22 protein-coding genes are annotated in these 21360 nt (G+C 55.4%); 8 read left to right on the top strand and 14 right to left on the bottom strand.

What is annotated here, in order from left to right:
- Positions 1–36: 36 nt before the first annotated feature.
- Positions 37–1485, bottom strand: a complete 1449-nt coding sequence (thiI, locus tag APU11_RS10725; protein ID WP_020686381.1) for a tRNA uracil 4-sulfurtransferase ThiI — start codon at positions 1483–1485, stop codon at positions 37–39.
- 191 nt (positions 1486–1676) lie between these two features.
- Here thiI and xseB point away from each other — a divergent pair, with 191 nt between their 5' ends.
- The 4 genes from xseB to APU11_RS10705 all read left to right on the top strand — a co-directional run bounded on the left by xseB (position 1677) and on the right by APU11_RS10705 (position 5744).
- Entirely contained in the window at positions 1677–1919 is a 243-nt protein-coding gene (gene xseB / locus APU11_RS10720; RefSeq protein WP_008503331.1) for an exodeoxyribonuclease VII small subunit, read from the top strand.
- A complete protein-coding gene (gene ispA, locus APU11_RS10715) occupies positions 1920–2819 on the top strand; it encodes a (2E,6E)-farnesyl diphosphate synthase (protein WP_014830869.1) in 900 nt (299 codons plus the stop codon).
- Between the two features lie 24 nt (positions 2820–2843).
- Entirely contained in the window at positions 2844–4706 is a 1863-nt protein-coding gene (gene dxs / locus APU11_RS10710) for a 1-deoxy-D-xylulose-5-phosphate synthase (RefSeq protein ID WP_023622252.1), read from the top strand.
- A gap of 63 nt (positions 4707–4769) precedes the next feature.
- A complete protein-coding gene (locus APU11_RS10705; RefSeq protein ID WP_057071127.1) occupies positions 4770–5744 on the top strand; it encodes an aldo/keto reductase in 975 nt (324 codons plus the stop codon).
- Positions 5745–5818: 74 nt separating this feature from the next.
- On the opposite strand, the gene thiL is transcribed toward APU11_RS10705, so the two are convergent.
- From thiL to nrdR, 5 genes are all read right to left on the bottom strand, one after another.
- Positions 5819–6790 carry a thiamine-phosphate kinase gene (gene thiL / locus APU11_RS10700; protein ID WP_057071128.1) on the bottom strand — a complete coding sequence of 324 codons (972 nt, stop codon included), beginning with the start codon at positions 6788–6790 and terminating at the stop codon, positions 5819–5821.
- Positions 6791–6867: 77 nt separating this feature from the next.
- Positions 6868–7287 carry a transcription antitermination factor NusB gene (gene nusB, locus APU11_RS10695; RefSeq protein WP_006809908.1) on the bottom strand — a complete coding sequence of 140 codons (420 nt, stop codon included), beginning with the start codon at positions 7285–7287 and terminating at the stop codon, positions 6868–6870.
- Positions 7288–7308: 21 nt separating this feature from the next.
- Positions 7309–7779, bottom strand: coding sequence for a 6,7-dimethyl-8-ribityllumazine synthase (gene ribE / locus APU11_RS10690; RefSeq protein WP_003859098.1), 471 nt, complete (start codon positions 7777–7779; stop codon positions 7309–7311).
- Positions 7780–7866: 87 nt separating this feature from the next.
- Positions 7867–8970, bottom strand: a complete 1104-nt coding sequence (ribD, locus tag APU11_RS10685) for a bifunctional diaminohydroxyphosphoribosylaminopyrimidine deaminase/5-amino-6-(5-phosphoribosylamino)uracil reductase RibD (RefSeq protein ID WP_058651623.1) — start codon at positions 8968–8970, stop codon at positions 7867–7869.
- 4 nt (positions 8971–8974) lie between these two features.
- The gene (nrdR, locus tag APU11_RS10680) at positions 8975–9424 is read right to left on the bottom strand and encodes a transcriptional regulator NrdR (protein ID WP_008503337.1); all 450 of its coding nucleotides are present in this window, start codon (positions 9422–9424) and stop codon (positions 8975–8977) included.
- A gap of 152 nt (positions 9425–9576) precedes the next feature.
- Here nrdR and APU11_RS10675 point away from each other — a divergent pair, with 152 nt between their 5' ends.
- A complete protein-coding gene (locus APU11_RS10675) occupies positions 9577–10116 on the top strand; it encodes a DUF3251 domain-containing protein (protein ID WP_014830864.1) in 540 nt (179 codons plus the stop codon).
- A gap of 271 nt (positions 10117–10387) precedes the next feature.
- Positions 10388–11272, top strand: coding sequence for a nucleoside-specific channel-forming protein Tsx (locus tag APU11_RS10670; RefSeq protein ID WP_025756198.1), 885 nt, complete (start codon positions 10388–10390; stop codon positions 11270–11272).
- Between the two features lie 78 nt (positions 11273–11350).
- On the opposite strand, the gene APU11_RS10665 is transcribed toward APU11_RS10670, so the two are convergent.
- From APU11_RS10665 to queA, 7 genes are all read right to left on the bottom strand, one after another.
- Positions 11351–12031, bottom strand: coding sequence for a YafY family protein (locus APU11_RS10665; RefSeq protein ID WP_020686374.1), 681 nt, complete (start codon positions 12029–12031; stop codon positions 11351–11353).
- 14 nt (positions 12032–12045) lie between these two features.
- Positions 12046–12411: a VOC family protein gene (locus APU11_RS10660; protein WP_045292953.1), complete on the bottom strand. Its 366-nt coding sequence runs from the start codon at positions 12409–12411 to the stop codon at positions 12046–12048.
- A 139-nt stretch (positions 12412–12550) separates the two neighbouring features.
- The gene (secF, locus tag APU11_RS10655; RefSeq protein WP_013095834.1) at positions 12551–13522 is read right to left on the bottom strand and encodes a protein translocase subunit SecF; all 972 of its coding nucleotides are present in this window, start codon (positions 13520–13522) and stop codon (positions 12551–12553) included.
- A 10-nt stretch (positions 13523–13532) separates the two neighbouring features.
- Positions 13533–15380 carry a protein translocase subunit SecD gene (gene secD / locus APU11_RS10650; RefSeq protein WP_071830016.1) on the bottom strand — a complete coding sequence of 616 codons (1848 nt, stop codon included), beginning with the start codon at positions 15378–15380 and terminating at the stop codon, positions 13533–13535.
- A gap of 27 nt (positions 15381–15407) precedes the next feature.
- Complete coding sequence (yajC, locus tag APU11_RS10645) at positions 15408–15740, bottom strand: preprotein translocase subunit YajC (RefSeq protein WP_000007629.1); 333 nt, start codon at positions 15738–15740, stop codon at positions 15408–15410.
- A gap of 22 nt (positions 15741–15762) precedes the next feature.
- Positions 15763–16890, bottom strand: coding sequence for a tRNA guanosine(34) transglycosylase Tgt (tgt, locus tag APU11_RS10640; protein WP_013095832.1), 1128 nt, complete (start codon positions 16888–16890; stop codon positions 15763–15765).
- A 55-nt stretch (positions 16891–16945) separates the two neighbouring features.
- A complete protein-coding gene (gene queA / locus APU11_RS10635) occupies positions 16946–18016 on the bottom strand; it encodes a tRNA preQ1(34) S-adenosylmethionine ribosyltransferase-isomerase QueA (protein ID WP_029883413.1) in 1071 nt (356 codons plus the stop codon).
- A 92-nt stretch (positions 18017–18108) separates the two neighbouring features.
- On the opposite strand from queA, the gene acpH reads away from it, so the two are divergent.
- A complete protein-coding gene (acpH, locus tag APU11_RS10630) occupies positions 18109–18690 on the top strand; it encodes an ACP phosphodiesterase (RefSeq protein ID WP_058651622.1) in 582 nt (193 codons plus the stop codon).
- Positions 18691–18817: 127 nt separating this feature from the next.
- Positions 18818–19420, top strand: a complete 603-nt coding sequence (locus tag APU11_RS10625; RefSeq protein ID WP_013095829.1) for a peroxiredoxin — start codon at positions 18818–18820, stop codon at positions 19418–19420.
- Between the two features lie 55 nt (positions 19421–19475).
- Here APU11_RS10625 and malZ read toward each other — a convergent pair whose 3' ends face one another.
- Positions 19476–21290 (bottom strand): maltodextrin glucosidase, encoded by a 1815-nt coding sequence (malZ, locus tag APU11_RS10620; RefSeq protein ID WP_058651621.1) that lies wholly within the window; start codon positions 21288–21290, stop codon positions 19476–19478.
- Positions 21291–21360: the final 70 nt, after the last annotated feature.

The following is a 21360-nucleotide window of genomic DNA, read 5'->3' as shown; positions in this document are numbered from 1 at the left end:
GTGAGGGCATCAAGCCACACACACACCCGCAAAAAACTACGGGCGATACACCTTCACATTCGCAAAGCCCTGCTCACGCAGATACAGCGCCTGCAGGCGACTCATCACCCCACGCTCACACCACAGCAGGTATGTTTTGCTCTGGTCGAGGTCGCCAAATTTGGTGCTCAGCTTATAGAACGGCAGAGAAACCACTTCCACCCCTTCCACCTGTAGCGGCTTGTCGTCCTGCTCATCAACGGAGCGGATATCCAGAATCGCGTCGTTGGCACCGAAACCGCTCACGGTTTCAACTTCAACCACTTCCTGCTCGGTCTGCTGGGCAATCTCACGGATGTCGATGTTGGAGGCTTCTTCCACCACTTTATCCAGAATGCTGAAATCAAAGTTCTCTTCTTCCGCTTCGATCTTCGCTTTTACCGCTTTGACCGTCGGGCTCTTCGAAATCACGCCGCAGTACTCTGGCATGGTACGGGCAAAATCTTCAGTGCCGATTTCGCGCGCCAGATCGATGATGTGCTCTTTGTCGTGAGAGATCAGCGGACGCAGGATCAGGGTGTCAGAGACATTGTCGATGAGACGCAGGTTGGTCAGCGTCTGGCTGGAAACCTGACCCAGCGCTTCACCGGTGACCAGCGCCTGCACACCATAGCGTTCCGCTACTTTAGAGGCCGCACGCACCATCATACGCTTGAGGACCACGCCCATCTGACCGTCGTCCACTTTCTCCAGGATTTCGCCAACCACTGGCTCGAAGTTGATCGCCACAAAGCGCACGCGGTGCGAGCTGCCAAAGCGATTCCACAGATAGTGTGCCACCTGACGCACGCCGATTTCATGCGCCGCGCCGCCCAGATTAAAGAAGCAGTAATGCACACGGCAGCCGCGACGCATCAGCATGTAGCTGGAGACGCCAGAGTCGAAACCACCGGAAATCAGGGACAGCACATCTTCCTGAGTACCGATTGGGAAGCCGCCGATACCTTCGTAACGCCCTTTCACCAGCAGCAGGCGATCGTTTTCGATCTCCAGGTTCACGGTGACATCCGGGTTGGTCAGACGCACGCGCGCCGTTTCAACATGCTGGTTCAGACCGCCGCCAACGTAACGTTCCACCTCGATAGAGCTGAATTCGTGCTTGCCGCGACGCTTCACGCGCACGCAGAAGGTTTTGCCTTCGATCTGGTCGCGATACTGCACCAGCGCTTTTTCGAAGATATCATGCAGGGAAGTGAACGGAACATCTTCCACTTCCAGAATATGGTGAATACCCGGAATACGGGTCAGCGCGTCGCGAATGTCCTGACGTTTGTTTTCATCTTTCGCGCGAACTTCAACGTGATCCCAGTGGCGCACCACGGCGAGGGTTTCGTCGTAGTGTTTTAAAACGTTACGAATGTTCCCGGTGAGAATTTTAATAAAGCGCAAACGCACAGATTGGCTTTTGATGGTGATTTCAGGGAACAATTTAATGATAAACTTCATGGCGGCAATGTTTCTTAGGCAAGCGTATTAAGGCTTGTAATGGAAAATAATATTACAGCCCACACCCGTGGCTGCATCCAGGCGCGCAAGTATACCACCATCGCGCCGTTCCTGTGCACATTGCGCGTTATTTGATAATTGCCCCGAGTCCGTTACCATGTCGGGGCTGAGAATATAAGAGTCAATTCACTATGCCGAAGAAGAACGACGCACCGGCCAGTTTTGAAACTGCGCTGAGTGAACTGGAGCAGATCGTCACCCGCCTTGAGAGCGGTGATTTACCGCTGGAAGAGGCGCTCAATGAATTCGAGCGTGGCGTGCAGCTGGCGCGCCAGGGGCAGGTTAAACTGCAGCAGGCCGAGCAGCGTGTGCAGATCCTGCTTTCCGATAGCGAAGACGCTAAGACAACGCCTTTCACACCGGACGCCGAGTAAATGGATTTTGCTAACGAGCTTCAGGCGCGAGTCATACGCGCCAACGACGCCCTGCGCCGTTTTATTGCGCCACAACCTTTTCAGAACACTCCACTGGTTGAGGCCATGCACTATGGCGCACTCTTGGGTGGAAAGCGCCTGCGCCCGTTCCTCGTCTACGCCACAGGCAATATGTTTGGTATCAGCGATACTACGCTGGACGCCCCGGCTGCCGCCGTTGAGTGCATCCATGCCTACTCGCTGATCCACGATGATTTACCGGCGATGGATGATGACGATCTGCGTCGCGGTCAGCCAACCTGCCATATTAAGTTTGGCGAAGCGAATGCCATCCTGGCGGGGGATGCTCTGCAAACGCTGGCATTCTCTATTCTGAGCGATGCGCCGATGGCAGAAGTCAGCGATCGCGACCGTCTGGCAATGGTTTCCGAGCTGGCGATGGCCAGTGGCGTTGCCGGCATGTGCGGTGGGCAAGCGCTGGATCTGGAGGCAGAAGGACGTCAGGTTAATCTGGAACAGCTGGAGCGTATTCACCGGCATAAAACGGGCGCACTCATCCGTGCCGCCGTACGCCTGGGCGCACTGAGCGCGGGTGAACAGGGGCGCAAAGCCCTGCCGATTCTGGACAGATACGCAGAAAGTATCGGTCTGGCGTTCCAGGTTCAGGATGACATTCTGGATGTGGTGGGCGATACTGCAACATTGGGTAAACGTCAGGGTGCGGATCAGCAGCTTGGCAAAAGTACCTACCCCGCCCTGCTGGGTCTTGAGCAAGCCCAGCGTAAAGCCCGGGATCTGATAGAGGAAGCCCGCCAGTCGCTGAATGAACTGGCCGCGCAGTCTCTCGATACCTCGGCACTGGAAGCGCTAGCGGACTATATAATCCAGCGTGATAAATAAACACACTATCTCGATGAGCCTTTGATGAGTTTTGATATTGCCAAATACCCGACACTGGCGTTAGTTGACTCCACCCAGGAGTTGCGTCTGTTGCCGAAAGAGAACCTGCCGAAGCTGTGCGACGAGCTGCGTCGCTATCTGCTCGACAGCGTAAGCCGCTCCAGCGGACATTTCGCCTCCGGGCTTGGCACGGTCGAGCTGACCGTTGCGCTGCACTACGTCTACAACACCCCGTTCGATCAGCTCATCTGGGACGTGGGCCATCAGGCCTATCCACATAAAATTCTGACGGGTCGTCGCGATCAAATTGGCACGATCCGCCAGAAAGGCGGCCTGCATCCGTTCCCGTGGCGCGGTGAGAGTGAGTACGATGTTTTAAGCGTCGGCCACTCCTCCACCTCCATCTCTGCGGGTATCGGTATTGCCGTGGCCGCCGAAAAAGAGAACAAGCAGCGCCGCACCGTCTGCGTGATCGGCGACGGCGCCATCACCGCCGGGATGGCCTTTGAGGCCATGAACCACGCGGGCGATATCAAGCCGGACATGCTGGTTATCCTGAACGATAACGAAATGTCGATTTCCGAGAACGTCGGCGCGCTGAACAACCATCTGGCACAGCTGCTCTCCGGCAAGCTTTACTCCACGCTGCGCGAAGGCGGCAAGAAAGTCTTCTCTGGCGTACCGCCAATCAAAGAGCTGCTCAAGCGTACCGAAGAACACATCAAAGGCATGGTCGTGCCGGGCACACTCTTTGAAGAGCTGGGCTTTAACTATATTGGCCCGGTTGATGGGCACGACGTGCTGGGGCTGGTCACCACGCTCAAGAACATGCGCGACCTGAAAGGCCCGCAGTTCCTGCATATCATGACGAAGAAAGGCCGTGGTTACGAACCGGCGGAAAAAGATCCGATCACTTTCCACGCGGTACCTAAATTCGATCCGACCAGCGGTTGTCTGCCAAAAAGCAGCGGCGGTATGCCGAGCTATTCCAAAATCTTCGGTGACTGGTTATGTGAAACCGCGGCGAAAGACAACAAGCTGATGGCGATCACCCCGGCTATGCGAGAAGGTTCCGGCATGGTCGAGTTCTCCAAAAAATACCCTGACCAGTATTTTGACGTGGCGATTGCCGAGCAGCACGCAGTCACCTTCGCGGCGGGTCTGGCGATTGGTGGATACAAACCGGTGGTGGCGATCTACTCCACCTTCCTGCAACGCGCCTACGATCAGGTGATCCATGACGTTGCCATCCAGAAGCTGCCGGTGCTGTTTGCTATCGACCGCGCAGGCATCGTGGGTGCTGACGGCCAGACGCACCAGGGTGCATTCGATCTTTCGTTCCTGCGCTGCATTCCGGACATGGTTATCATGACGCCAAGCGACGAAAACGAATGTCGTCAGATGCTGTATACCGGCTACCACTACCAGGATGGTCCAAGCGCGGTTCGCTATCCACGCGGTAACGCGGTAGGCGTTGAGCTGCAGCCGCTGGAAAAACTGGCGATAGGTAAAGGTCTGGTGAAACGTCGCGGTGAGAAAGTGGCAATTCTGAACTTTGGTACCCTGATGCCAGAGGCCGCTAAGGTCGCTGAAGCGCTTAATGCCACTCTGGTGGATATGCGCTTCGTGAAACCGCTCGATGAATCCCTGATCCTGGAAATGGCAGAAACCCATGAGGTGCTGGTGACGCTGGAAGAAAACGCCATCATGGGCGGCGCAGGTAGCGGCGTAAACGAGGTGCTGATGGCGAACCGTAAAGCCGTTCCGGTACTGAACCTTGGTCTGCCGGATCACTTCATTCCGCAAGGTACTCAGGACGAAGCCCGCGCGGCAATTGGCCTGGACGCCGCTGGTATTGAAGCCAAAATTCGTAGCTGGCTTGCCTGATCCTTCCCCTTTTCCGCTCCTGCTATGCTTAAACGTATTGTTTAAAAAAGCAGGAGTGGAACCATGCAATACACGACATTAGGAAAAACGGATCTTAACGTTTCCCGACTTTGCCTGGGCTGTATGACCTTTGGCGAGCCTGACCGGGGTAATCACGCCTGGACGCTGCCGGAAGAGAGCAGCCGCCCTATCATCAAACGCGCCATTGAAGGTGGCATTAACTTCTTTGACACCGCCAACAGCTACTCCGACGGCAGCAGTGAAGAGATCGTCGGCCGTGCCCTGCGCGATTTTGCGCGTCGTGATGAAATCGTCGTCGCCACCAAGGTCTATTACCCGGTGGGCGATCTGGCTGAGGGCCTTTCTCGCGCCCAGATCCTGCGTTCCATTGATGACAGCCTTCGACGCCTGAACATGGACTATGTCGACCTGCTGCAAATTCACCGCTGGGATTACAACACGCCCATTGAAGAGACGCTTGAAGCGCTCAACGATGTGGTGAAAGCCGGTAAAGCGCGCTACATCGGCGCATCGTCTATGCACGCGTCGCAGTTCGCCCAGGCGCTGGCTCTGCAGGCGCAACATGGCTGGGCGCGTTTCGTCACCATGCAGGATCACTACAATCTTATCTATCGTGAAGAAGAACGCGAGATGCTACCGCTCTGCTATCAGGAAGGCGTGGCGGTGATCCCGTGGAGCCCGCTGGCACGTGGTCGCCTGACCCGTCCGTGGGGGGAAACCACGGCCCGCCTGGTATCGGATGAAGTAGGAAAAAATCTTTATTCCAGTACAGAAGCCAGCGATGCGTTAATTGCCGAACGGTTAGCCGGGATCGCCGACGATACTGGAGCCACCCGCGCCCAGGTCGCGCTGGCATGGCTGCTGGGTAAACGCGGCATCGCGGCACCGATTATTGGCACTTCGCGGGAAGAGCAGCTTGATGAACTACTGAATGCGGTGGATATCACGCTGACGCCGGAGCAAGTTGCCGAGCTGGAGACACCGTATCAGCAGCATCCGGTGGTAGGGTTTAAGTAATCCCTCTCCCTAACCCTCTGATACGTAAGCCGGGTAAGGCGAAGCCGCCACCCGGCAGTACAGATAGCACAACATCACCCGAAGTGATCGTACCCTTTCCAGTCCAGCGTAACGGGCGCACAATTTTTCACAAACTTCAGCCCTTCACTCTCCGGCATGATCTGGCCGATACAGGTAAATTTCGCGCCGAGATGCGCTAACGCCACGTCCAGCGTCCCACGGTTGAGCTCAGGCACGGTAAAGCACAGCTCATAATCTTCGCCGCCGGAGAGCGCCCAGCGCAGCGCCTGCTCAGGCTCGACGTGTCGAAGCAGCTGCTCTGATAGCGGGAACAGATCCAGGTCAACGCGCGCGCCGACACCGCTGGCCTTCAGAATATGACCGAGATCTGAGATTAACCCGTCCGAGAGATCGATAGCTGAGCTTGCCCGTTCGCGTAGCGCCTGGCCGTGAAGAATACGCGGCGTTGGCCGCAGATGCCGTTTGACCAGATACGCCGCGTCGTCAGTGTCATTCACGGTTAAGCGATCCTGGAGGATCGCCAGTCCCGCTGCGCTGTCGCCCGGCGTACCGGTGACGTAGATCCAGTCGCCAGGTTTCGCCCCGGAGCGTTTCAGCGCGCGCCCAGCCGGCACATAACCGTGGATCGCGAGCGTCATCGATAGCGGCCCCGCCGTGGTATCGCCGCCAATCAATTGCATGTCGTAGTAGTTAAGCTGCTCAAACAGAGCGTCACTGAAGGCTTCAAGCCAGGGTTCATCGACCTCTGGCAGCGTCAGGGCCAGCGTTAACCACGCCGGATCGGCCCCCATCGCAGCCAGATCGCTCACGTTGACCGCCAGCGCTTTATACGCCAGATCGGCAGGATCGATATCAGGTAAGAAATGGCGCCCGCACACTAAGGTGTCGGTGCTGATTGCCAGCGTCTGTTTTTCGGGAATATTGAGAAGTGCACAGTCATCGCCAATGCCGGTTTCAACATCAAGACGAGAGGTTCTGACACGGTCGAAATAACGGGCAATCAGGGAGAATTCGCCGCATGCCATACGTTATGCCTCAGCAAATAAAAGAAAAAACCGGAGCCGCACTGCCCGTCAGGCAATGCAGAGCTCCGGTTTGCGGATCACTTTTTGTGGGGACGGATCGCAGGTGCTGCTTTATCAAGAACGCCGTTTACAAACTTGTGGCTGTCTTCAGCGCCGAAGGTTTTCGCCAGTTCGATCGCTTCGTTGATGGCCACTTTGTACGGCACATCATCACGTTTAGACAGCTCAAACAGCGCAATGCGCAGCACTGCTTTTTCTACCTGACCCAGCTCTTCGAGCAGACGGGAGAGGTAGGGTTTCATCAGACCATCGAGATACGCGCTATTAGTCGCCACTCCCGACAGCAGTTCACGGAAGTACAGAACGTCAACATCTTTCACGTCCTGTTCTGACAGGAACTGGTATTCAACATCAGCGATGTCGTTCTGGGACAACTGCCAGGAGTAAAGTGCCTGAACGGCACATTCACGGGCGCGGCGACGAGCAGCAGGTTTCACGGAATTCCCCTTACAAAAAAATCAGGCCTTGATGGCTTTCAATACATTGATCATTTCAAGCGCGGTCAGTGCAGCTTCTGCACCTTTGTTACCGGCTTTAGTGCCAGCACGTTCGATGGCTTGTTCAATACTTTCGGTGGTCAGCACGCCGAACGCGACAGGAATTTCAGCGTCCTGTGCAACGTGCGCCAGACCATTGCTTGCACCGCCCGCAACGTATTCGAAGTGCGCAGTGCCGCCACGAATAACGGTACCCAGCGCAATCACCGCGTCGTATTTACCGGTTTTCGCCAGCGCGCCCGCTGCCAGTGGCAGTTCGTAAGCACCTGGAACCCATACAACGGTAATGTTGTCATCTTTAACCTGGCCGATACGTTTCAGGGCGTCAACCGCACCTTCCAGCAGGCTATCGTTGATGAAGTTGTTGAAACGCGCAATGGTGATGGCGACGCGAGCGTCCGGGGTAGCTACAGCAGCTTCAATAATGTTCATACTCTTCCTTTACGGGTTCATTTGGCCCCGCAGGGGGGCGGATTTTATCATAATACTTTGCGCACTGCTTCCCTATTTCAGGAGCAATTACGCTGTCGTTAAATGGAGGCAAACATCCGGACCCACCGGACGAATCTCGCTAAATTTGAGTTGTGGTGCATCGGCCAGTTTTTCAAGGCCGGGCAGCACAAACAGGCCACGCGCGTCGCTACCCAGCAGTTTAGGCGCAACGTAGACAATCAGTTCATCGACCAGACCTGCCTGGAGCAGTGCGCCTGCCAGCGTCGGGCCGGCTTCCACCCAGATGCTGTTCACCTGCTGCTTACCCAGCAGCATCATCAGCACCACTAAATCCAGATGACCGTTGTGCTCCGGCACCATAATGCTGCGCACGCTTTCCGGCCAGTCGCGTGAATCTTCTTTTGTGCGGGCAATCCAGGTTTCACCGGGCTGCTGCACAATGCGGTGTTCAGGCGTGACGCGGTTCTGGCTATCAATGACAATACGCAGCGGCTGACGCAGGTTTTCCTGCGGATACAGCGCCTGGGTATCGGCATTCAGTTCGTTCCAGCGTACGGTCATGGCCGGATCGTCCGTGAGAACCGTTTCACTGCTGGTGAGGATAGCATGGCTTTGCGCACGCAGACGTTGCACATCGCGCCTTGCCTGCGGCGAGGTGATCCACTGACTTTCGCCGTTCGCCATCGCCGTGCGGCCATCCAGTGAGGCGCCCAGCTTGAGCTGAATATACGGGAACCCGGTACGCATGCGCTTCAGGAAGCCTTTGTTAATCGCTTCCGCGTCCTGCATCATCAGGCCGTGGCTAACATCGATCCCTTCCTGCTGCAGACGGTACAGACCACGTCCGGCCACCTGGGGATTAGGATCCTGCATCGCAGCGACAACGCGTGACACTCCCGCCGCGATCAGCGCTTCACAGCATGGCGGCGTGCGCCCGTGATGGCTGCATGGCTCAAGCGTCACGTAGGCCGTCGCTCCGCGCGCTTTTTCACCCGCCATACGCAGGGCATGCACTTCAGCATGGGGCTCGCCCGCGCGGTAGTGGAAACCTTCGCCCACGATCTCGCCATCTTTAACAATGACGCACCCGACGTTGGGGTTGGGATGGGTGGTAAATCGACCGCGCTGCGCCAGCTTCATGGCGCGCGCCATGTACATCTCATCCTGCATGGACTTAATCCTGTAAGCGGGCGATCTCTTCGCCAAACTCTTTGATATCTTCGAAACTGCGGTAGACAGAGGCGAAGCGGATATAGGCAACCTTATCAAGCTTTTTCAACTGCTCCATCACCAGATTGCCGATCATCTTGCTGGGCACTTCACGTTCACCCAGACCACGAAGGTAAGATTTAATGTGGTTTAACGCCATTTCGACGTCATCCGCGCTGACGGGGCGTTTCTCCAGCGCCTTAAGCATTCCGCTGCGCAGTTTCTCTTCGTTAAACGGCTCGCGCACGTCGTTACTTTTTACCACGCGCGGCATGACCAGCTCTGCCACCTCAAAGGTCGTGAAACGCTCGTTACATACCAGACACTGCCGACGGCGGCGTACGGAAGACCCTTCGCCCACAAGACGAGAATCGATGACTTTGGTATCCACAGCGGAGCAGAATGGGCAATGCATACGGTATCCCTGTTATCTGGTTAACTGACTTTCATTTTACCCTGAACTGGCCTGACAACAAAGGAAGAGCTTTTTGAGACAAAGGATCTATGTCTGTCGGGATGATGCTGGCTACCATTACGGTGATCCGTTATTTCAAGGAATTAAACGCAATGACAAGACGTTACCTGAAAATTCTGCTGGTGGGGAGCCTCTTCACCCTTAGTGCCTGTGCACAGCAAACCGAAGTCCGCCAGATGAAACAGAGCGTGAATACGCTCAATACGGCAATGGACAAACTGAACAAAGAGACCGTGAAGATCACCCAGCAAAACGCGCTGAATGCAAAATCCACCAGCGGAGTGTATTTGCTGCCTGGGGCCAACACCCCTGCCCGTCTCAACAGCCAGGTTGGCACGTTAAAAATGTCGCTGGTGAATGTGGCGGCAAATGCGGATGGTACTCGCGCAACATTACGCATTCAGGGTGAGTCCAACGATCCGCTGCCAGCCTTTAGCGGCACCGTCGAGTGGGGCCAGATCCAGGGCACCACCGAGAATTACCAGGAGGTGAACGTGAAGAATCAGCTCTTCACCGCCCCGGCCAGTGTTTTAGCGCCGAGTGATGTGGATATTCCGCTTCAGTTAAGCGGCCTTACGCCCGATCAGTTAGGCTTTATCCGCATTCACGACATCCAACCCGCCGCACAGTAATCCCCCTCCTTTTGAGCGGAGTGAAATGTCACTCCGCTAACATTTACATTTCGTATGGATTGGCAACATAAATGATTGCCGCTACAATCCCGGCCGTTTAAAGTACGCAAACGTGAACGCAATCGATTACGCGTGTGAGAGATATGTGAAACAACACATATTTTTGTGAGCAAGGATTCCTATAATAGGCTCCGCAGAAACACGAAATATTTAGAAACGCAATTCGCGCATTTTTCACTCCCGGAAGGGAATTTCAATCAGTGGCATGATTATGAAAAAAACATTACTCGCAGCCGGCGCCGTGCTGGCATTGTCCTCCTCTTTCACTGTTAACGCAGCGGAAAACGATAAACCACAATACCTCTCCGACTGGTGGCACCAGAGCGTTAACGTGGTCGGCAGCTACCACACCCGTTTCGGACCTCAGATCCGTAACGATACCTACCTGGAGTACGAAGCGTTCGCCAAGAAAGACTGGTTTGATTTCTACGGCTATATGGATGCACCGGTCTTCTTCGGTGGTAACACCGACGCAAAAGGTATCTGGAACCACGGTTCCCCACTGTTCATGGAGATCGAACCGCGCTTCTCTATTGATAAACTGACTGGTACCAGCCTGGCGTTTGGTCCGTTCAAAGAGTGGTATTTCGCGAACAACTATATCTACGACATGGGCCGTAACAAGTCCGGTCGCCAGAGCACCTGGTATATGGGTCTGGGTACCGACATCGACACGGGCCTGCCAATGAGCCTGTCTCTGAACGTGTACGCTAAATATCAATGGCAGAACTACGGTGCCGCGAACGAAAACGAGTGGGATGGGTACCGTTTCAAAGTGAAATACTTTGTGCCAATCACCCAGCTGTGGGGCGGCAACCTGAGCTATATCGGCTTCACCAACTTTGACTGGGGTTCCGATCTGGGCGACAACGACTTCCGCGATCTGAACGGTAAGAAAGCGCGCACCAACGACTCCATCGCCTCCAGCCACATCCTGGCGCTGAACTACGATCACTGGCACTACTCTGTTGTTGCGCGTTACTGGCACAACGGCGGACAGTGGAACGACGACGCCAGCCTGAACTTCGGCAACGGCGACTTCAGCGTCCGTTCTACCGGTTGGGGTGGTTACCTGGTAGTGGGTTACAACTTCTAATCATGTGATTGTTGCCGGGTGGCGCTGACGCTTACCCGGCCTACAAAACCTGTGCGGGCTGCCTCTCCCCGTGGCTTGTTACTGCTTCACCTTGCGCAAAAAATCCGCCAGCGATCGGTCTGCACTCTCACTAAAGCGTCTTTCCGTAAGGACAATTTTGAGGCATCTGTCGAGACGGAAACAGCGATAGTCATCGCGCAGTTCACACCATGACGCCAGTAGCCAGCGTTCTCCCCAGAAAAACAGCCCCAGCGGCTGAACCTCACGCGTTGAAAATTGCCCCGCTTCGTCACGATAATGCAGCACGAGCACGCGCTGGGCCGAGATCGCCTGATGTATGACATCAAAATCACTGCGGGAGTGGCTTTTCATGCCAAAATCCGGGGCGTAGATCCGCGTCTGCTCTGCCTTTCGGCGGCTCTCTTCGGGCAGGATCGCGAGCACTTTCTCCTGTGCAGACTCCAGTTCGCGCGACAGCGACTCCCCACCCCAGGTGGTAAGCAGGCGAATAGCCACAATCAGCGCCTCAGACTCCTTGTTTGTCAGCATCAGCGGCGGCAGGTCAAACCCCGACATCAGCCGGTAACCGCTCCCCGCTTCGCCCTCCACCGGCACGCCGGAAAGCGACAGGTCGCGGATATCGCGGTACACCGTGCGCTCAGAAACGCCCAGCCGGTCCGCAAGATGCGCTGCCGTTGTCAGACGTCGGCCCCGCAGGATCTGTACTATCTGAAACAAACGGTCAGCGCGTCGGGTCATTTTTGCTTACGCTCTCAGGCAGGTTGATGAAGGCCGACGCGATTACCTTCGCTGTCGGTAAATAAAGCAATAGTACCAATACCGCGCGGTAACTCCAGCGGGCCAAACACGCACTCGCCGCCCGCAGAGGCAATGCGATCGAGCGTAGCGGTCAAATTGTCAGTATGCAGGTAGATAATGGCCCCCTGCATCGAGGGAATAATCCCCTCAAATTTTGCCAGCGCGCCGCCGGTGGCCGGATCCTCATGCGGGAATACCGCCAGCTCGGCGCTGTCCATTTTCTCGCGCCTCAGTGAAACCTGCATCACCGGCTCATAAAATTTGATGGCGCGATCCATATCCGCGACCGGGATCTCAAACCAGTTAATCACACTTTTCATACATCCTCCTGCCTCTTGTTTGGGTTCAACAGGAGTCTACGACAGGGCTCCTGACAGCATACTGTCAGGAGTGTTTGTCAGGAGCAGATAAAAAAAATCCCGGTCAACAGACCGGGATTTCGATAACGCGATAAACGTCTTACGGCAGAATAGACGGCTGATCCGCCCCTTCTTTCTCGACTTTCTGCTGGAGCAGGTGCTCGCGCTTCATGCCAAGTTTCAGTGCCAGAGCGGACGCCACGTAGATTGACGACGCAGTACCGATAGACACACCGATCAGCATGGTCAGCGAGAAGCCTTCCAGCACTGGACCACCGAAGAGATACAGCATCAGGATCACCATCAAGGTGGTACCGGATGTGATCAAGGTACGGTGCAGCGTCTGGGTCAACGACACGTTAAAGATTTCGTACGGCGTACCGCGACGGATCTTACGGAAGTTTTCACGAATACGGTCAGATACCACGATACTGTCGTTCAGGGAGTAACCGATAACGGACATCAGGGATGCCACAATTGTCAGGTCAATCTCAATATGGAACAGAGACAGTACGCCCATGGTGATCACCACGTCGTGCGCCAGTGCGATAACCACACCCGCCGCCAGTCGCCACTCAAAGCGGAAACCGACGTACACCAGGATGGAGATCAGCGCCACCAGCAGCGCCATCGCACCGGTTTGCGCCAGGTCCGCACCCACGCTCGGGCCGACGAACTCAATACGCTTAACCGTGGCGTTCTGGCTGGTTGTTTCGTTAATCACGCTAACAACCTTGCTGCCCAGTTCCTGACTGCCGTTGGCATCGTGTACCGGCGGCATACGCACCATGATGTCGCGGCTGCTGCCGAAGTTCTGCAGCAGCGGCTCTTCAAAGCCCGCTTTCTGCAGTGACTGACGCATCTGGTCCATATCGACCGGTTTTTCCAGGGTGATTTCAATCACCGTACCACCGGTGAAATCCAGCCCCCAGTTAAAGCCTTTTACGCCCATAACGACGATGGACAGAATCAGCAGTAAACCTGAAATGCCGAAGGCCCAGTAGTCCCAGCGCATAAAGTCCCAGACTTTACGGCCGTGGTTCAATTGTTCAACAGTATATTCCTGTGCCACAACGCACTCCTCAGATAGACAGCTTTTTGACGCGCTTGCCGCCGTACAGCAGGTTCACGATGGCACGGGTGCCGACAATAGCAGTAAACATTGACGTTGCAACACCGATACCGGTGGTAATCGCAAAGCCTTTGATTGCGCCAGTCCCCACTGCATACAGGATAAGAACCTTGATCAGTGTTGTTACGTTCGCATCGAAGATGGAGCTGAACGCGCCTTTATAGCCTTCATCAATCGCCTGCTGAACAGAGCGACCGTTGCTCAACTCTTCTTTGATACGTTCGTTAATCAGTACGTTGGCGTCGACCGCCACCGCAAGGGTCAGAACGATACCCGCAATCCCCGGCATGGTCAGCGTCGCCCCTGGCAGCAGGGACATAATGCCGATGATCAGCACCAGGTTCGCAATCAGCGCGGAGGTGGCAATCAGACCAAACTTCTTATAGAAGAAGATCATGAAGAGGATAGAGACCGCCAGACCGGCCAGACATGCTTCCAGCCCCTGCTGGATGTTTTGCATACCCAGAGTTGGACCAATGGTACGTTCTTCAACAATCTGAATTGGCGCAATCAGCGCACCGGCACGCAGCAGCAGAGAGAGCTGACGCGCTTCGTTCGGGTTGTTGATACCGGTAATACGGAAGCTGTTACCCAGACGAGACTGGATATTGGCGATGTTAATCACCTCTTCCTCTTTCACCAGCACCGCACGGCCGTTAGCGTCTTTCTTACCGCTGTCTTTGTACTCCACGAACAGGGTCGCCATCGGTTTACCGATGTTGTCCTTGGTGAAGTTAGACATGATGTTACCACCCGCGCTGTCCAGCGAGATGTTAACCTGCGGCTGGTTGTACTCGTCCTGGCTGGAGGTGGAGTCGGTGATATGGTCACCGGTCAGGATCACGCGTTTGTACAGCACAACGGGCTGACCTTCGCGGGTCTCTTTCACTTCCGAGTCACCCGGAATACGGCCAGAAGCGGCAGCAGACTGGTCAACGTTGGTGTTCACCAGACGGAATTCCAGCGTTGCAGTGGCGCCCAGAATCTCTTTCGCGCGCGCGGTGTCCTGAATACCCGGCAGTTCTACAACGATACGGTCAGCACCCTGACGCTGCACCAGCGGTTCAGCCACGCCCAGTTGGTTTACACGGTTGCGCAGAATGTTGATGTTCTGCTGAACGGCATATTCACGCGCTTCTTTCAGACGGGCGTCGGTCATTACCGCGCGCAGCTGGTTGCTGCCCTGAGCGGTGATCACCAGGTCACGGTGACGTTGGGTCAGGTAATCTACAGCCTGATCGCGCGCCGCACTGTCGCGGAACGTGATGCTCATACCGTAGTTATCTTCTTTACGAACAGTGGTATACGCGATGCCTTTTTCACGCAGATCGCTGCGCAGGCTATCGATATTCTGTTCCTGCAGTTTGCCCAGCGCGGTATCCATATCCACTTCCATCAGGAAGTGTACGCCGCCACGGAGGTCAAGACCGAGTTTCATTGGCTCTGCGCTCAGCGCAGCCAGCCAACGTGGGGTAGCAGGAGCAAGGTTAAGCGCCACGACGTATTTATCACCCAGCACGCCCATCAGCGCTTCACGAGCGCGGAGCTGCGTGTCGGTGGTGTCGAAGCGAGCAAGAATTGCGCCCTCTTCCAGAGCCACAGACTTAGCGGTAATTTTTTCTTCTTGTAACGTTTTCTGGACCTGGATCAGCGTTTGCTCACTGGCGGCGACACCGCGCGCGCCAGTGATTTGAACAGCCGGATCCTCACCATACAGGTTGGGAAGCGCGTACAGCAGGCCGACGAGAATCACGACGACCAGCATGATGTACTTCCACAAAGGATAACGGTTTAACACGGCAGTTCCCTTTGGGAAAAGTTGGGATTACAGCGCCTTCATGGTGCCTTTCGGCAGAACGGCAGCTACGAAGTCACGTTTGATAACCACTTCAGTGGTGTCGTTCAGGGCGATAGCAATGTAGCCATTTTCAGCCACTTTGGTTACGCGACCGACCAGGCCACCGTTAGTCAGGACTTCATCACCTTTCGCGATGGAGTCCATCAGCTTTTTGTGCTCTTTGGTACGCTTCTGCTGTGGGCGCAGGATCATGAAGTAGAAGATCAGACCGAACACAACCAGCATCAGAATCAGAGACATCGGGCTGCCCTGCGCTGGAGCACCTGTTGCCGCTACCGCATCAGAAATAAAAAAGCTCATTCAAATTCCCTCATTATTAATATTAATCAACGTTCAAAGGTGGAACGGTTCGACCCTGACGTTGGTAAAAATCGGTCACGAAGCTCTCTAATTTACCCTCTTCGATAGCCTTGCGTAAACCAGCCATTAAGCGCTGATAATAGCGAAGGTTATGAATGGTATTGAGACGCGCGCCCAAAATCTCATTGCAACGATCGAGATGATGCAAATACGCGCGAGAATAATTGCGACAGGTGTAGCAATCGCACTCGGCATCGAGCGGACTGGTGTCACTCTTATGCTTCGCGTTACGGATTTTCACCACGCCATCGGTAACAAACAGATGACCGTTACGTGCGTTACGGGTTGGCATGACGCAGTCGAACATATCGATGCCGCGGCGCACACCTTCAACCAGATCTTCTGGCTTACCCACACCCATCAGGTAACGGGGTTTATCCGCCGGGATTTGCGGGCAGACATGTTCCAGAATACGGTGCATGTCTTCCTTCGGCTCACCCACAGCTAAACCGCCGACAGCGTAGCCATCAAAACCTATCTCTACCAGACCTTTAACAGAGATATCGCGTAAATCTTCGTAAACACTGCCCTGGATAATGCCGAACAGCGCATTTTTGTTCTGCAGGGAGTCAAAACGGTCGCGGCTACGCTTCGCCCAGCGCAGCGACATCTCCATGGAACGTTTAGCGTAATCCCAGTCCGCCGGGTATGGCGTACATTCGTCGAAGATCATCACGATGTCAGAGCCGAGATCGTACTGAATCTCCATAGACTTTTCAGGATCGAGGAAAATCGGATCGCCGTTGATCGGGTTACGGAAGTGGACGCCCTCCTCGGTGATCTTGCGAATATCACCCAGGCTGAAGACCTGGAAACCGCCAGAATCGGTCAGGATCGGGCCTTTCCACTGCATGAAGTCATGCAGATCGCCGTGAAGCTTCATGATCTCCTGACCAGGACGCAGCCACAGGTGGAAGGTATTACCGAGGATAATCTGGGCGCCAGTGGCTTCTACTTCTTCCGGCGTCATCCCTTTTACGGTGCCGTAAGTCCCCACAGGCATAAACGCGGGGGTTTCCACCACGCCGCGATCAAACACCAGGCGACCGCGACGCGCGCGGCCATCGGTGGTATCGAGTTCAAATTTCATTTTTATTCCTCTGTGCCAGAAAAACAGTCCAACACATTATTCCGGTGCCGCGGACTTATTCCCCGACACGCTCATTCAAAGCCAGCGGATTGTACGTGATAAACATCGCGTCCCCGTAGCTAAAAAAGCGATATTTTTGTTCTACCGCAGACTTGTATGCCGCCATGGTGTGCTGATACCCCGCAAAGGCGGAGACCAGCATAATCAGCGTTGATTCAGGCAGATGGAAATTGGTCACCAGAGCATCGATGACTTTGTACTGATAGCCCGGATAGATAAAGATCTGCGTATCGCCAAAGAATGGCTCGATCAGATCTTTTTGAGCCGCCTGGGCAGCGCTCTCCAGTGAACGTACGGAGGTGGTGCCCACCGCAACAACGCGGCTGCCGCGCGCTTTTGCCGCCAGAACCGCATCAACAACCTCCTGCGGCACTTCAGCATACTCAGAGTGCATGATGTGATCTTCAATGCTGTCTACCCGCACCGGCTGGAAGGTGCCCGCGCCGACGTGCAGCGTCACAAACGCCATCTCCACGCCTTTCGCGCGTAATTTTTCCAGCAGCGGTTCGTCAAAGTGCAGACCCGCCGTCGGCGCCGCTACCGCGCCAGGCTTCTGGCTGTAGACGGTCTGGTAGAGCTCACGATCGGCCTCTTCATCCGGGCGCTCAATGTACGGCGGCAAAGGCATGTGGCCGATGGCGTTGAGAATATCCAGCACCGTGCGCTCATCGTTGAACTCCACTTCAAACAGCGCGTCGTGGCGCGCGGTCATGGTTGCTTTGATGCTCTCGTCATCGCCCAGCAGCAGTTCGGCACCCGGTTTAGGTGCTTTAGAGGCGCGAATATGTGCCAGAATACGTTTATCATCGAGCATACGTTCGACCAGCACTTCAATCTTGCCGCCGCTGGCCTTGCGGCCAAACAGACGCGCCGGGATCACGCGGGTATTGTTAAAGACCAGCAGATCGCCAGGGTTGAGCTTGTCGAGCAGATCGGTGAAAGTACCGTGCGTCAGCTCGCCCGTTGGCCCGTCCAGTGACAGCAAGCGACAGCTACTGCGCTCAGGCATTGGATAGTGAGCAATCAGGGATTCAGGTAGTTCAAAGGAGAAATCGGCGACGCGCATGACGTATACTCGTGACTTAAAAACAGGCGGCATAGTCTAGTGCTCACACCCTTTTGCTGCAACAACTAGCCGCCCCCGGACAAATAAAACGCATGAATTTTCTCGCTCACCTGCACCTCGCTCACCTCGCTGACAGCTCCCTTTCCGGCAATTTGCTGGCCGATTTCGTCCGCGGCAACCCCGCCGAGACCTGGCCCGCTGAGGTTGTCGACGGGATTTTTATGCATCGTCGTATCGATGTCATGACGGATAATCTGCCAGAAGTAACCGAGGCCAAAGCGTGGTTTCGCCCCGAAACGCGCCGCGTTGCGCCAATCTCGCTTGATGTCATGTGGGACCATTTCCTGTCGCGCCACTGGGAGCAGCTGTCGCCGGAGATGCCATTGCCGGATTTTGTGCATTATGCTCACCAGCAGGTGTCGCTCATTCTGCCTGACTCGCCGCCGCGCTTTGTGAATCTGAGTAATTACCTGTGGTCGGAACGCTGGCTGGAGCGCTATCGCGAGATGGACTTCATCCAGAATGTGTTAAATGGGATGGCGAGCCGCCGACCGCGGCTGGATGCACTACGCGACTCATGGCATGACCTGGACGAACATTACGATGCGCTGGAAACGCGTTTCTGGCAGTTTTACCCGCGAATGATGACGCAGGCGAAAAACAAACAGCTCTGACAGAATTCGCATTGATAGGTAAAAGCTGGCGGAACGATTGTCACCACCTCTTTGTCTTATCCATGAACACTCTCTATACTGGCTCGCGTTGCGTTCCAAATAACCTTAGTATCTACAGGAGAATCATATGGTTCTGGTAACTCGTCCGGCTCCGGATTTTACAGCTGCAGCAGTTCTGGGCAACGGTGAAATCGTTGAAAACTTCAACTTCAAACAGCACACCAACGGTAAAGCGACCGTTCTGTTCTTCTGGCCAATGGACTTCACTTTCGTTTGCCCGTCTGAGCTGATCGCGTTCGACAAACGTTATGAAGAATTCCAGAAGCGTGGCGTAGAAGTGGTTGGCGTCTCCTTCGACTCTGAGTTTGTACACAACGCATGGCGTAACACCCCTGTCGACAAAGGCGGCATCGGTGCGGTGAAATACGCAATGGTTGCGGACATCAAACGCGAAATCCAGCAGGCTTACGGTATCGAACATCCGGACGCTGGCGTTGCGCTGCGTGGCTCCTTCCTGATCGACGCAAACGGCATCGTGCGTCACCAGGTTGTGAACGATCTGCCGCTGGGTCGTAACATCGACGAAATGCTGCGTATGGTTGACGCGCTGCAGTTCCACGAAGAGCACGGTGAAGTGTGCCCGGCTCAGTGGGAAAAAGGTAAAGAAGGTATGTCTGCGTCCCCAGACGGCGTTGCGAAATACCTGTCCGAGAACGTATCCAGCCTGTAATCGGCACGGTTTACGAAAAAGGCCCGCTTATGCGGGCCTTTTTGTTATCACGCCGTCAGCCAACCCAGACGGAAGCAGAAATCGCCGGCAGGGAGAGGATCCCCTCCTGCACGCTCCCTTTCCCCTCTTTTAGCTGCCACGCGCTCACGTTAAGCAGCGGAGAGTCATCCAGCACCACTTCGCACGCCTCGCCCCGGTTGATGGCTACCAGCACGCGCTGCTGGTTATAGACGCGGACAAACACCACCACGTTGTCGTGGGCATAAACCACCTGACAACCACCGTAGCGCAGCGCCTGGCTCTGCTTACGCAGTTTCGCCAGCCGCTGATACAGGCTGAACAGCGCTTTGTCCTGCTTCGCCGGATCCCATGGGAAGGTTTTGCGGCAGAATGGATCGTTGTTCCCGTCCAGCCCCACCTCATCACCGTAATAGATGCACGGCACGCCCGGCCAGGTAAAGAGCCAGGTCACCGCCAGCGGCAGGCGCGCGACATCCTTACCGAGCAGGGATTTAAATCGCGCGGTGTCATGGCTGTCCAGCTGGTTAAACATCCGTAACTGCTGCTGATGCGAAAGACTGGCGCGGTAGTTATCCATCCACGCCATGCAGGTTTCCGCATCAATATGCTGCGGATCGTAGGAAATATCGGTGTTAGCAAGGAATCCCCACAGCGGGAAGGTAAAACCGCGATAGTTCATTGCCGCATCTTCCGCGTCCGCCTGCAGCCACTGGCGCGCGTCGCCAAAATGTTCGCCAAACACGAACGCCTCCGGCTGCGCGGCTTTTGCTGCACGGGTGATCCCGGCGACGTGCTGAAGGTTATTACGCGCCCCGCCCGCTTCACCGAGCATATGCACCACGTCAAGACGCCAGCCATCCATATTCCATGGCTCACTCAACCAGTGGCGCACAATGCTGTTTTCACCGCCGTAAATCTCGTTCACCAGCGTTGGCGACTGGAAATCCAGCTTTGGCAGGCTCGGATAGCCCAGCCAGTCCAGCGCGCGCCCCTCCTCGTTGAAGCTGTACCAGTCGCGCTGGGGTGAATCCGGGTTATGGCACGCCCCGCCCATCGACTGGTTATGACGGTCAAACCACGCGTGTGAGTCGCCGCTGTGGTTGAACACGCCGTCCAGAATCAGACGCATGCCCTCTTTTTGCGTATTTTTACGCAGACGAAGCAGCGCGTCATCACCGCCAAACTGCGGGTCAACGTGGCGATAATCGGCGGTATCGTATTTATGCACGCTCGGTGCTTTAAACACCGGGTTAAGGTACAGCGCCGTCACGCCCAGCTTCTTCAGATACGGTAGCTTTTCGCTGATGCCGTCAAGATCGCCGCCGTAGAACGTCGAGCCGCCCGCCTGCGCGGTTAACGGCTCATCCCATTCTTTCAGGATAATGTCGTGTCCTGCAGCGTGGTGGTAATAAACCTTATCCTGCCCGGCGGTGCGCGTTTCGCTGCGCGCAAAGCGATCCGGGAAGATCTGATAAAAGACCTGATCGTTAACCCACTGTGGGCCAGCGTCCGGGTAATCGACGGCAAACTGCTCCAGCCGCGCCGGAGGAAAACGGCTAAATCCCTGCGGGGTAAACCACAGCTGGCGGTTATTCCAGAGCAGCTTAAAGCTATAGCGTCGGCGCGGCTGGCCGCTGCGCAAGTCGATGTTTGCCCGCCATGCCGTTACGCCAGGCTGCGGCTGGCTGCGCTGTTTGTGCATTTTCAGCGTAGTTTCTTCATTATCGACTTCAGCGCGTAGCGTCACGCGTTCAGGCTGATTTTCCCCCGCCAGCCAGAGCGTAATCACAAGGTTGTCTTTGTTTTGCTTAACAAATGGGGCAACCGGAAGGTGCCAGGCGTTTAACATCACGAATCCCCTTTGATGAAATTGACGTCACCTTGCCACAGGGTGGTTAAGGATAGCTCATCACGTTCGC

The sequence above is a fragment of the Enterobacter sp. 50793107 genome (assembly GCF_001463365.1).
GTDB lineage: Bacteria > Pseudomonadota > Gammaproteobacteria > Enterobacterales > Enterobacteriaceae > Enterobacter > Enterobacter cloacae.
The sequence above is the reverse complement of the archived record's forward strand: the minus strand, read 5'-3'. Positions and strand labels throughout refer to the sequence as shown.